We start from the raw sequence: 12,305 nt of genomic DNA on the forward strand, positions 1-12,305 counted from the left end.
ACCGCAAACGGGGTGTCCAGTTGATGACAACAGCAGAGGAATTCCCCGCGTCCCGCCCGAAATTCTCAGGCGAAACACGCGGACCGATGGCGGAAGCTTGGGGTTTTACTGGATGAATTTCTCCATGCTTGTCTGCTTGACCTGTTTCTTGGCGTCGCGATGCAGAAGAATGACCTGTTCGGCTTCGGAGAGCCCGTTCTGCTCGGCGTCGCGGAAGCTTTCGTCGACATTGATCTCAGGCGCCGGTGCGCGCGGCTGCAGCACCGTCACTTTCTGGCGGATGCCGCGCAGCTTCTCTTCGCCGAGCGTTGTCCATTCGCCGCCGCAATAGCCGGCGAAGGCCTGGCTGGCGACGACCTCGCGACCGTATTTCTTGGTCAGGACCTGCAGTCGCTGCACCTCGTTGACCGCCGATCCGAAGGCGGAGAAGGTCAGGCGGTCCTTAAGGCCGACATTGCCGAACATGACGTTGCCGACATGCAGGCCGATGCCGTAGCCGATCTTGCTGAGGCCCTTCTGCTCGCGGTCGTTGTTGAGCTCGGCGACCCGCGCCCGCGCCTGATGCACCGCCGAGAGTGCGGCCTCGCAGGCGATCTTCGACGGGTCCTTGTGACGCCCGCACGGATAGACGGCAAGGAAGCCGTCGCCGAGGAAACTCAGGATCTCGCCACCATTGCGGTTGAAAGGGGCAGCGATCGCGTCGAAAAACTCGTTCAGCGTGTCGATATAGGCCTGTCGGCCTTCCTTTTCGGCATACATTGTGGATTCACGCATGTCGCCCATGACGAGCGCGGCGCGGATCGTTTCGCCATCGCCGCGGCGGATCTGGCCGTTCAGTACCCGCTTGCCGGCATCTCCGCCGAGATAGGTGGTCAGCATGTTGTTGGCGAGCTTGCCGAGCACCGCCATCTTGGCGGCGACCGCCAGATGGTCCTGCATCCTGAGCAGCGCATCGATCATGTCGTCGGTAAAGCCGTTGTGATGGTCGGTCGACCAGGATCCCATCATGCCCTGCACGGAACCGTCGCCGAAGGGCTGCACGAAGGCGAGGTAGTCGGTGATGCTGTCCTTGCGCAGATCCTCGAAGATCGGGAATTCGTTTGGCCCGTCCTGCATCAGCCGGCGGCGGATGTGCTGCAGGTTGTTGTCGAGGAGGTAATAATAAGGGCTCTGCAGGAAGCGGTCCGGCTTCTGGCCGGCGGGCATGCGGAAGCCTTCGATGGTGACGCCGCTGGCGCGCCGCCAGGTGAAGCTGAGCGCATCGTAGAGCGGATGCAGCATCGAAAAACTGAGATGAACGCGCGCGATCGGCAGGCCTGCGGCAGCGATCCTTTCGCAGAAGCCACGCACGATGTTTTCAAGATCGTCTCCCGCAAGCGAAGAGTTCGTCAGCCATTCAGCAACCCGGTCCAACAGGATGGAGGACACGCTGGATTCGATCGTGCTCATTCTCGGTATGATCCTCATAAGGCACGCCATCCCCAAGAGCCAAAAGTCCCTCGGCCGGCACATTTTCATGCGCAGGACACAAGGAAATCAGGATGTACGAGCGGTATTATTGTGTCAACGATCTGCCGAGAACCCGGCAGCGGCGCCCCCAGCTCTCCGGTCGGAGATCGGATGGGCAGTCCTTTCATGATGGTTCATTATCAAAAGTCAAAATAGGGATGCTGCAAATGCGAAACAATGGGAGCGTCATCTTTTTGTGCTGCGAAGTTGCAGCAAAAGCCGGCCCCGAGTCATTTCCGCCACACCCGGCTAAGGACCTTGTCCATTGATGTCCGGGAAATCCGCAAAACCAGGTCGTCATCTGGCTGCCGCTTACCCCTCCCCACAAGGGGGAGGGGCTATCGTGCTGTACCGTGTCCCATAATCTGCACAGTGGCGATCCGGAGAACGGTAACAGCCAGCTTTACCTTTTCGCTTCATCGCCGTCGGGATCGCAGTTGAGCCCCCTCCCCCTTGCGGGGAGGGGTTGGGGAGGGGTCTTCGGAGCCAACCGAACAGCTTTGCCGCCGAGGAGAGGGGCATCGGGTTTTATTCCACGCGATCATGCATTAGATCAGCTTTTCCTGTTCTGTTTTGAAAGATCCCGTCTTGGCCAGCCCCTCCTTCGATACGCTCTCTCGGAAGATCGAAACCCGCACGGCGCGTGCCGGCATCATCGGGCTCGGCTATGTCGGCCTGCCGCTGGCGATCGTGGTGGCGCGCAGCGGCTTTGCGGTCACCGGCTTCGATATCGATCCCGGGAAGATGGTGGCGCTCGATGCGCGCCGCTCCTATATCGATGCGGTGAGCAACGAGGCGCTTTCGGCCGAGATCGATGCGGGCCGCTTCAAGGCGACGACCGATTTCGCCGGCCTTGCCGACTGCGACGTCATCATCATCTGCGTACCGACCCCGCTCACCAAGCATCGCGATCCCGACCTTTCCTTTGTCGAGGCGACATCGCGCTCGATTGCCGCGCACTTGCGCCCCGGTCAGCTTGTCGTGCTGGAATCGACTACCTATCCCGGCACGACCGATGATGTGGTGAAGGTCATTCTCGAAGGCACCGGCCTGAAATCCGGGTCGGATTTCTTCGTCGGCTTCTCGCCGGAGCGCGAAGATCCCGGCAACCAGCACTATCACACCGCCACGATCCCGAAGGTCGTCGCCGGCGACGGCGCCGAGGCGCTGTCGCTGATGAAGGCCTTCTATGGCGCGGCGGTTTCGACGGTCGTTCCGGTTTCCTCCAATGCGACGGCCGAGGCCGTGAAGCTCACCGAGAATATCTTTCGTTCGGTCAATATCGCGCTCGTCAACGAGCTGAAGACCGTCTATGTGGCGATGGGCATCGACGTCTGGGAAGTGATCGACGCGGCCAAGACCAAGCCCTTCGGCTACATGCCCTTCTATCCCGGCCCCGGCCTCGGCGGCCATTGCATCCCGATCGATCCCTTCTACCTGACCTGGAAATCGCGCGAGTACGAGTTGCCCACCCGCTTCATCGAGCTGGCCGGCGAGATCAATTCGGCGATGCCGCGTTATGTCGTCGGCAAGCTCGCCGAAGCGCTCGATATTCGCGCCGGCAAGGCGCTGAGCCGCAGCCGGGTGCTCGTACTCGGGCTCGCCTACAAGAAGAACGTCGCCGATATAAGAGAAAGCCCGTCGCTGCGGCTGATCGAAATCATCGAGGAACGCGGCGGCCGGGCCGACTATCACGATCCCTTTGTCGCCGAGATTCCGCCGACGCGCGAATACCAGGCGCTGAAAGGCCGCAAATCGGTTGCGCTGACGCCGGAGGCCGTTAGCGGCTATGACGCGGTACTGGTCGCGACCGACCACGACAAGGTGGATTATGCTGCGCTCGTAAAAAGCGCTTCCCTGATCGTCGACACGCGCAACGTTTTCAACCGGCTCGGCCTCTCGGCCGATCACGTCATCAAGGCGTGACGGAAACAGCCGAGAGCGACTTGCCGGTCATCCGGCTTGCGGCCACCGCATAACCGCCGGCGGCGCCGTCGATGAAATGCATGTGGTCGCGCGAAATCGGCGTCGGCACGAAGCAGGTCATCAGCGCCGAGTTCTGCCGATGCAGGCCGTAGCGGGCAATGCCTTTCGCCTGTGCCTCCTGCAACAGCGTCTCGATCCGTTTCAGGTGGTCGGCGTCGACGTCGACCGTCATCTTCAGCCCGTCGTCGAACTTGCGGAAATCGGAATTGTCGGCGACGTCGCGCTTGTAGCGGCGGGCGTCGAACTTGCCGAGCGGAATGCCGAGCTTGTGGAGCAGGACGGTAAGAGCGACCTGCAGGAAGATGAAGAGCTTCTGGCGTAGGCGCCGGCCGGCGGGCGCCGTGGCCTTTGCCTCGCGGTTGATGCCGTGCAGAGAGAAGGCAAAGTCCGGGCCGTCCGCCGGCACTGGATGACTGCCCCGGTTCTGCTCGGTCGTGATGGCGACGATGCCATTGACGAGGTCACGAAATTCCTGGCCCGGCCGGCCTTCGCCCGGCACGGCGATGATCGAAACGATCTCGCCGTTGCGCGCCTCGATCGGGCTCCAGCGGCAGGAGAGGCCAGTGAGATCGGGGCGTGTTCCTGCGGCAGCGCGCTCGACGGCGTAACGGCCGAGCTTCATCTGTTTTTCCGCCCAGCTGGTACCGCCGCCCCAGAACATCGCATAGGTAACGTGGGGGCTTGCCGAGTAACGTGCGACGCGCACGTCGAGGCCCTGGGCGCGGGTGTCTGCGACGGGAACGATGGCGATGCGCAGCATCAGGTTCAGATCTTCCTCGACCCAGACCTGCACAGCGGCGAGTGCGGCGCGTGCCGGCTGCTCCAGCGAACCCGGAAGTGCGATCAGCGCGCCGTCGCCGCCGAAGACGAAGGGATAGTCGCCCTTGCCGACGGCATTCAAGACTGCGGAGATGACGCTGGCCCCCGCCATGTTGACGTCCTTGTAGCGGCCGCCGGCAATCGCCTGCGTCGAGCCGACGATGTCTGCGAGCGCCAGCACCCAGCCGTCCGGCAGCGGCCGGTAGTTGGCGGCATCGGTCACGCCTTCGAACGCGCTGAAGAGCGGCACGTCGGCAAAAAAGTCTTCGTCAGTCACGGTTTTCATGTCATCCAGCTTAGCACAGACCCACCGCGCCACTGCAACGCCAATTCCCATTTACGGCAATCGACTTGGCAAGGTTTCAGTGTTAGCACGCTCAACGATTTTCATGACGGATACGGATTAGATGAGCCGCCTCGACAGCTTCATTCGCCGGTTGACGGCCCAACGCGACATTCTGAACTCGATCGTCGATCTGGTCGAAGAAATCGAAGGGCCGGTGCTGGAATTCGGCCTCGGCAACGGCCGCACCTACGACCATTTGCGCGAGAAATTTCCCGACCGACGCATCGTCGCTTTCGACTGGGAGGTTCGCTCCTATTCCGCCTCGACGCCGGAAGCGCAGGACATGGTGACCGGCAACATCCGCGAATCCGGCCAGGCCTTCCTTGGCATCGGCGCCGCACTCGCCCATGCCGATATCGGCACCGGTCATGACGAGATCGACGCTGTGACTCTGACCTGGCTGCCGCAACTGATGGCCGGCGTGCTTGCCCACAACGCCATCGCCGTCAGCGGCCTGCCGCTGGAGCATGCCGAATTGGTGGCGCTGCCGCTGCCGGAGGGCATTAAGGAAGGGCGGTATTTCCTCTATCGGAGGACGTAAGCGGCGTTCTGTCGCAACCATTCAGTCACACGTTCGCCCGCTATCCATGACAATAATCGCGACCGAACCGGGCGCGGCGATGAAAAAGTCTCAACGTAAAAGCGTTTTTTGAATCTTGAGCCGATGCAACTGGCTTATTGCAATCCCTGCGTTTGAATTGTAGCTGTTTTTCATCCGATACTACTATCATTCTACGGCGATGGTGAGTCGTCACCGCGCCCGCAGCAAGCAGAAATGGGGGCATTTCAATGGGGTTTACTGAAGCTGTTCGAACAGTTCTGACGCAGAAATATGCAACCTTCTCCGGCAGGGCATCCCGCTCAGAATATTGGTGGTTTTTTCTATTCTATATGTTGTTGGCTATCGCAATAGCAGTTTTAGCCTTCGTGGTTGGTGCCTTTTCCGGTCAACAGGGTGAAGTTTCATCGGGGGTCGTCCTCGTTATGGTCATCGGCGGATTGTTGGCGCTTGCCCTCGTTTTGCCGATCCTATCCCTTCAGGTTCGCCGCTTTCATGATCGCAACATTTCCGGTTGGTGGTATCTCGCGCTGATCATCCTAGGCATGGTTCCCTATATCGGTCCCTTTACAAGCCTCTCGATCACCATTATTTCCGTGCTGAGGGGCACAGAAGGTCCGAACAAGTTCGGGCCGGATCCGCTGCGTCCTGAAGCAAGAGCAGAGGTCTTTGCCTAGAGCATGATCGTCCGCAATCTCGGCCTGCTGGCGGCTCTGTTGCTTGCTGCCTCGGCTCCAGTTCCGCCTGCGCAGGCGCAGGACAGCGATACCAGGCAGGTCGAGAGCGGCGAGCATCAAAAGAGCGCCGCCGGGGTCGACTATTCCGCGCAATGCCGGCAGAACGGATTGCGCTGTACGCTCGTCTATGGCGACGCCTCGGCAAAAGCCGAACCGGCATCAAATACATCGAATACAACGTCTTCGTCACCGCCCCAACGCGAGCCGCTGACAATCCCGCAGGAAGCGGTCATTTCAGGTCCACTGGCGGTCGCCATCGTATTTGGCGGCCTCATACTGGCCGTCGCAGCGTGGCTGCACTTCGGAAACAGTGGTGTGCTGCTCTCATCGGCTCCGCGTGACATCAAGCGGCGGCACGGGGAGGCGCCGGAAAGCTGGCGCACGTCGGTAGCCGAGGCCGAAGAGAAGCCCGGCGATTTCCTGCAGCGCATTGCCGCCATGGCGGATCGAAGACAGGCGCTTGTCTTGCTGCTGAGGCACTGCCTGCTGCATGCCGCCGATATAACGGGAACGCGCCTTTTCCGCTCGGATACGGAGCGCGCGGTTTTCGCCCGCTTGCCGGAAACTATGCCTGACCGCGATCGCCTCGAAAATTTGCTGGCCGCGGTAGAACTCGTTCACTACGGCGGCCGAACGGTGACGGATAGCCATTTCGGCGTCATTCTCGGCGCGGCGCGTAGCGTGCTGTCTGTAGGCAGATTGGCCAATGCGTAATTCCGCCCCGCTTCTGGTTCTGGGGCTGTTGCTCGCGGTGGCGGCGCTGGCAATCTTTGCGCTGTCGCGCGGCAGCGACTACGATCGCTCGCCCCTTGGCAACAAGGGGTTGGAATTGTGGCTGCAGGCCAAGGGTGTACCGGTCATCCGTTCCGACCCTCATGTCGCCCGAGCGCGTTCGGAAATCTCGCTGCGCATCATTCCCTTGTCGATACGCCAGGGGGAGGCTGTCGCATCTCAGGCAAATGAGGAAGCGGATGTTGCGAGGACAGAAAGCCCGGTCCGGGAGTCAAATCGCTATGCGCTGCCGACACTGATCATTTTGCCGAAATGGCATAGCAGCGTGTCAACGGAGGGTGTTGCCAGCAGATCGGGACTGGCAGATCTCCTCGATATCCGCAGCGAACTCGATAGAATCGGTTATCCGGATCTGGGTCTCAATCGAAGCGAGAATGGGTTTGAAGAGGCGCATCCTCACCTGAACCCGGACCAGCCAATCAGGATCGCCTTATATAATGCACAAACCTTCGATCTGGCGAGCCTGCCGTCCAATTGCAAGGAACTCGCGGGCACGCTGACGGCTGCGCTTCTCGTGCGTTGCGAGAACTACCAGAGCGTCTATCTGCTGTCGGATCCCGACCTGTTGAACAATCATGGGCTGGCTCTCGCCGATAACGCCTCCTTTGCCGTGTCGCTCGTCACGTTGTTGCGCAAGGTGGGCGAAACCCGGCCTGTTTATCTGGATACATCAGACCGGCCTCTGGCTGGCAAGAAGCCGGTTGACGAGGGTCGCACCTATGAGCGCTCCGCCTCCGATCTCAAGCGCTTCTTCGCCTATCCCTTGTCGGTTATCTGGGCAACGCTCATCCTCGTCGCGGCGATCTGCTTCTGGCGTGGCGCCTATCGCTTCGGCCCGCCTTTGCCCGAGGCATCCGCAAACATCGAAATGTCGAAGACCGCCGCGATCGAAGCCACGGCGCGGCTGCTGCGCCTGTCAGGCAATGATGGCCGGATGACCGGACAGTTCGTGCTGCATCTGCTTGCGGACAAGGCGCAGCAATTCTTCGGGCCCGGAGCCGGAAACGAGGCAGGGATAGAGCGGCTGTTTCAGCGCCTGGCGCGCCGCGATCAGGCGGCGGCGAAGGCATTGCATTCGTCGGCGCAGGCGCTGATCGATCGTGGGCATTTGATGACGCGGGCGGATCTGCACCGCAATCTCGAGATATTCAGAAAATCGCTGGAACAGGATGATCTCAGGCCAGTCGGCCCAGGATCTGAATCCCGTTCTAAATTAAAGAGTTAGAGCATGATGTCGCCCGAAACCGCTTACGCTTTTCGGAAGATATCATGCTACAGGGAGCATTGACCTTGGATCTGGGTGAATTTCGCAATCTTATCGCCGCGGTTCGCGGCGAGATCGGAAAAGCGGTGCAGGGGCAGGATGCGATCATCGATCTCGTCCTGATCTCGATCTTTGCCGGCGGGCACTGCCTCGTCGAAGGTCCGCCGGGCACGGCCAAAACCCTGCTTGCCCGGTCGGTCTCCGCCGCCATGGCGCTGGAATACCGCCGCATCCAGTTTACGCCGGACCTGATGCCCGGCGATGTCCTCGGGGTCAATCTCTTCAATTTCCAGACGAACCAGTTCCACCTGACCAAAGGCCCGGTCTTTACCGACATCCTTCTCGCCGACGAGATCAATCGCGCGCCGCCGAAGACCCAGTCCGCCCTGCTTCAGGCGATGAACGAGCGCATGGTCACGCTTGACGGAACCGATTATCCGCTTGGGTCAGATTTCTTCGTGCTCGCCACGCAGAACCCGATCGAGCAGCAGGGCACCTATCCCTTGCCAGAAGCACAGCTCGACCGCTTCCTGTTCAAGCTCGTCGTCGATTTTCCCGGTCGCGATACGGAAATTGCGATCTTGTCCAGACATGCGAGCCAGGCGCTGAAATCGGATGCCCGCAATGCCGGTATCCGCCCGCTCGTCACCAGCGCCGCGCTTGCCGCGGGACGCGCCTTGATCGATGCGATCCATCTTGATGAAACGATCCTGACCTATATCGTCGATCTCGTGCGCGCCACGCGCTCCGATCCCGACATTCTCTATGGCGCCTCGACGCGCGCGGCCGACGCCCTTGCCTCGGCGGTGCGCGTGCGCGCGGCCTTCGAGGGTCGCGATTACGGCTTGCCGGATGATGTCCAAGCGATGCTGGTGCCCGCCCTGCGCCACCGCATCGTTCTCTCGCCTTCGGCCGAAATCGACGGGCGCACGCCGGACGAGGTGCTTCGCAACATCAAGAACCGCGTGGATGCGCCCCGTTAAATGCGGCCATCCTCATATCTGATCGCGCTCGTTCTGATTTCGGCTGCCGTGACGGTCTTCGTCAGCGTGTGGTGGCGCGACGTGAGCTATGTCCTGCTTCTCATGTGGCTTGCGCTCGCAGCGCTGACGGCCGTCGATCTGGTCATTTCCCGCCTGTCGGGCCGGATGACGGTCGAATGCGATCTGCCGCCGCACGGTTTCGTCGGCCACACCGCCGCCTTCACCATCGGCATGCGGCCGCAGAAGAACGCGCTGCCGGAGAAGATCGACATCCGGCTCGATTGCGCGCCGGATCTCGTTGTCGGCGAAATCGGATGGCCGAAGCCGCCTGCCGGGGAAAGTGAAGCCAGAGCCTCTCTCGACCTTCACCTGACCCGACGTGGACAATTCGCGGTCAACGAACTGTGGCTGAAATGGCCGTCGCGATTGAAGCTGCTCGAGATCATCGCGCGTATGCGCGTTGGCAAAGAGATCGCCGTTCAGCCCGATATATCGCCGGTGCTGTCGGGAGCAATAAGAACCCAGATCCTGCCTCTCGAAGCCGGCCAGAAGGATCTGTGGCTGCGCGGTGAGGGATCGGAGTTCCATCAGCTCAGGGAGTTTGCCAGCGGCATGGACCCGCGCAGCATCGATTGGAAGCGCTCCGCCCGGATGCGCAGTCTCGTCGTGCGCGAGATGCGGGCCGAACGAAACCATCAGGTCATCCTGTGCATCGATTCCGGACGGCTGATGGCCGAGAAGCTCGCCGGCTTCACCAAGCTCGACCGCGCCATCAATGCGGCGCTCGCCATGTGCTGGGGGGCCGGGCTTGCCGGCGATCTCGTCGGCTTCTACAGTTTCGACAGCCGCCCGCGCCTGTTTGTGCCGGCCTTACCCGGTAGAGCAGCCTTTCCGCGACTGCAGACGGTCTGCGCCGGCTTGCGTTATGAAACCCAGGAGACCAACCATACGCTGGGACTGACGCATCTGTCGGGGCGCCTGAAGCGGCGTTCGCTGATCGTGATATTCTCGGATTTCGTCGACACGATCACGGCGGAGCTGATGATCGAGAACATACAGGTGCTCGCGCGGCACCACTTCATCGTCTACGTCGCTCTGCGTGATCCGATGCTGGCGAAATTCGTGGAACCTGAAGAGACGACGCTCGACGCCGTCGCCCGCTCCGTCGCCGCCCGCCAGATCCTCAACGAGCGGCGCGCCGTCATGGAAAAGCTTGCCCGTCTTGGCGTACTCTGCCTCGACAGCACGCCCGAAGCACTGACCTCGGATCTCATTGCACGCTACATCGAAATCAAATCCCGTGAGATGATATGATGGATATCGGTATCGACGGCAGGATAGATCAGCGCTCGACGGTCAACGCCGGTGCCGCCCAGAACGATATGCTTCGCTCGGCGCGCTTCCGGGTGGAGCGCGAGACGCACTGGCGTCAGCTGGACGAGCTGGTGACGCGCGCCGAGCAAGGCGGGGCGGCAGCCCTCGGTTATGACGAGGTCCGCAATCTCGCGAGCGGCTACCGGCAGGCGATGAATTCGCTAAGCGTAGCGCGTGACATCTCGCTTGATCGCGCCCTGATCGCCTATCTGGAGAGCCTCTGCGCCCGGGCCTATCTCGTCGTCTACGCTCCGCAGGAAAGCCTCGGTGGGCTCACCTCCCGCCTCTTGAGGCACGGCATTCCGCAGGCGGTGCGCCGTTCGGCCCTGCCTCTGTTCATCGGCTTCCTGGCCCTCATCCTGGGGGCTGCGGCCGGATACAGGCTCTATGAAAGCGACCCGAGCTGGTTCTACACCTTCGTGCCCCCTGAAATGGCTGATCAGCGCACGCCCGATGCCTCGGCCGATTATCTCAGATCGACGATCTATGGCGATGAAGGGCAGCAAGACAGCGATCGGCTGGCCGCGTTTTCCGCGTTCCTCTTCTCCCACAACACCAGCATCGTCGTGCTGATCTTCACGCTCGGCGTTTTCGTCTCGGTGCCGAGCTTCATTCTGACCTTCTACAACGGTCTGATCCTCGGCGCGTTTTTCGCGATGTTCGCCCGCAAGGGGCTGGGTTACGACGTATTCGCCTGGCTCTCGATCCACGGCGTCACCGAACTTGCGGCGATCGCCATCGCCTGCGCGGGCGGCGCGAGGCTCGGTCTTGCCGTTCTCCTCCCGGGCACGCGAACGCGGAAGGAAGCTTTGCGCCATCAGGCCCATGATGCCGTCAAGCTCGCGATCCTCGCAGCCCTCATGCTCGTCGTGGCGGCCTTCATCGAAGGCGTCCTTCGCCAGCTGATACAGGATCCGACCTCGCGCCTGATCATCGGCTGGGGCGTGGGCCTCTTCTGGATCGCCTGGCTGACGCTTGGCGGCCGGGGAGGCAAAACGCCACGCGAGGCCGTGCGATGAACCAGTCTCTCAGGGATGGCAAGCGCGCGGGCGAGTTCATCCCGCCGGAAGGCGTCCCGATCACTTTCGCCATTGCCTCGCTCGGAACGCGTTTCGGCGCGCAATTCCTCGACATCCTCTTCACCACGATCGCCACCATCATCATTGCCGTCGTGATCGTCTTCACCGGCGTGCTGCCGGAGAGCGCCCAGGGAATGCTAATGGTGCTGCTCGGTTTTCTGGTGCAGACCCCCTATTACATTCTCTCGGAGCTGATCTGGAACGGACGCACGCTCGGCAAGAGAATAACCGGCATCCGCGTCATCAACGTGGATGGACGCCGGCTGACGCCGCACCAGGTCACCGCCCGCAACCTGATGAAGGAGGTCGAGATCTTCGCGCCGATGAGCCTTCTGGCTTCGGTCGGCTACCAATCGGCATGGGAAAACGGTTTGACGAGCCTCTGGCTCCTGGTGGTCGTGGTTGTTCCCTTCACCAACCGACGCCGCCAAAGGCTCGGCGACGTCATCGCCGGCACCCTTGTGGTCGACAATCCGCGCTCCGTGCTGCTCTCCGACCTCGCCGTGTCTGCGCCAGCCGCCGCATCCGCGCAGCCGGCCTTCGAGTTTCTGCCGGAGCATCTCGATGTCTACGGCAAATATGAGCTGCAGACGCTGGAAGACGTGCTGCGCGACTCCACCAAAACCGCCAACCACACCGAAATCCAGCAGATCGTCCGAACCATCACCCGCAGGATCCGCTACGAGGATGCCGTAAAACCCGGCCAGGAACTCACCTTCCTCAACGAATTCTACCGCGCCCAGCGCGAGCATCTGGAGAGTTTGAAGCTATTCGGAACGCTGCGCGAGAACAAGTATCACCAGTATGCGCGGACGGAGGCGAAGAGACTCATTTGAGGTGGAGTGAGCGGGCCTTAC

The 12,305-nt window shown here is 61.4% G+C and carries 11 protein-coding genes; 9 read left to right on the top strand and 2 right to left on the bottom strand.

Features of this window, described 5'->3' with window-relative positions; genetic code table 11:
* Window positions 1-105: 105 nt before the first annotated feature.
* Window positions 106-1,449, bottom strand: a complete 1,344-nt coding sequence (locus NE852_RS24130) for an adenylate/guanylate cyclase domain-containing protein (RefSeq protein WP_258156806.1) — start codon at window positions 1,447-1,449, stop codon at window positions 106-108.
* Window positions 1,450-2,097: 648 nt separating this feature from the next.
* Here NE852_RS24130 and NE852_RS24135 point away from each other — a divergent pair.
* Entirely contained in the window at window positions 2,098-3,435 is a 1,338-nt protein-coding gene (locus tag NE852_RS24135) for a nucleotide sugar dehydrogenase (protein ID WP_258156807.1), read from the top strand.
* On the opposite strand, the gene NE852_RS24140 is transcribed toward NE852_RS24135, so the two are convergent.
* A complete protein-coding gene (locus tag NE852_RS24140) occupies window positions 3,425-4,600 on the bottom strand; it encodes a DUF3095 domain-containing protein (RefSeq protein ID WP_008531626.1) in 1,176 nt (391 codons plus the stop codon). The two genes, NE852_RS24135 and NE852_RS24140, sit on opposite strands and share 11 nt — an antisense overlap.
* A 121-nt stretch (window positions 4,601-4,721) precedes the next feature.
* Here NE852_RS24140 and NE852_RS24145 point away from each other — a divergent pair, with 121 nt between their 5' ends.
* The 8 genes from NE852_RS24145 (at window position 4,722) to NE852_RS24180 (ending at window position 12,284) form a co-directional block, all read left to right on the top strand.
* Window positions 4,722-5,201, top strand: a complete 480-nt coding sequence (locus NE852_RS24145; protein WP_008531630.1) for a class I SAM-dependent methyltransferase — start codon at window positions 4,722-4,724, stop codon at window positions 5,199-5,201.
* A gap of 248 nt (window positions 5,202-5,449) precedes the next feature.
* Window positions 5,450-5,896, top strand: coding sequence for a DUF805 domain-containing protein (locus tag NE852_RS24150; protein WP_037173438.1), 447 nt, complete (start codon window positions 5,450-5,452; stop codon window positions 5,894-5,896).
* Window positions 5,897-5,899: 3 nt separating this feature from the next.
* Window positions 5,900-6,670 (top strand): hypothetical protein, encoded by a 771-nt coding sequence (locus NE852_RS24155; RefSeq protein WP_037173441.1) that lies wholly within the window; start codon window positions 5,900-5,902, stop codon window positions 6,668-6,670.
* A complete protein-coding gene (locus tag NE852_RS24160; RefSeq protein ID WP_052034570.1) occupies window positions 6,663-7,973 on the top strand; it encodes a hypothetical protein in 1,311 nt (436 codons plus the stop codon). Before NE852_RS24155 ends, NE852_RS24160 begins: the two co-directional genes overlap by 8 nt.
* Before the next feature lie 65 nt (window positions 7,974-8,038).
* The gene (locus NE852_RS24165) at window positions 8,039-8,995 is read left to right on the top strand and encodes a MoxR family ATPase (RefSeq protein ID WP_008531632.1); all 957 of its coding nucleotides are present in this window, start codon (window positions 8,039-8,041) and stop codon (window positions 8,993-8,995) included.
* Complete coding sequence (locus NE852_RS24170; protein WP_008531633.1) at window positions 8,996-10,309, top strand: DUF58 domain-containing protein; 1,314 nt, start codon at window positions 8,996-8,998, stop codon at window positions 10,307-10,309.
* Entirely contained in the window at window positions 10,309-11,388 is a 1,080-nt protein-coding gene (locus NE852_RS24175; RefSeq protein WP_258156849.1) for a stage II sporulation protein M, read from the top strand. Before NE852_RS24170 ends, NE852_RS24175 begins: the two co-directional genes overlap by 1 nt.
* On the top strand, window positions 11,385-12,284 hold the full coding sequence (locus tag NE852_RS24180) for an RDD family protein (protein ID WP_008531637.1): 900 nt from the start codon (window positions 11,385-11,387) through the stop codon (window positions 12,282-12,284). The genes NE852_RS24175 and NE852_RS24180 overlap by 4 nt, the downstream gene beginning before the upstream one ends.
* Window positions 12,285-12,305 lie beyond the last annotated feature (21 nt).

The sequence above is a fragment of the Rhizobium sp. Pop5 genome, from assembly GCF_024721175.1.
In the GTDB taxonomy this organism is placed as follows: Bacteria; Pseudomonadota; Alphaproteobacteria; order Rhizobiales; family Rhizobiaceae; genus Rhizobium.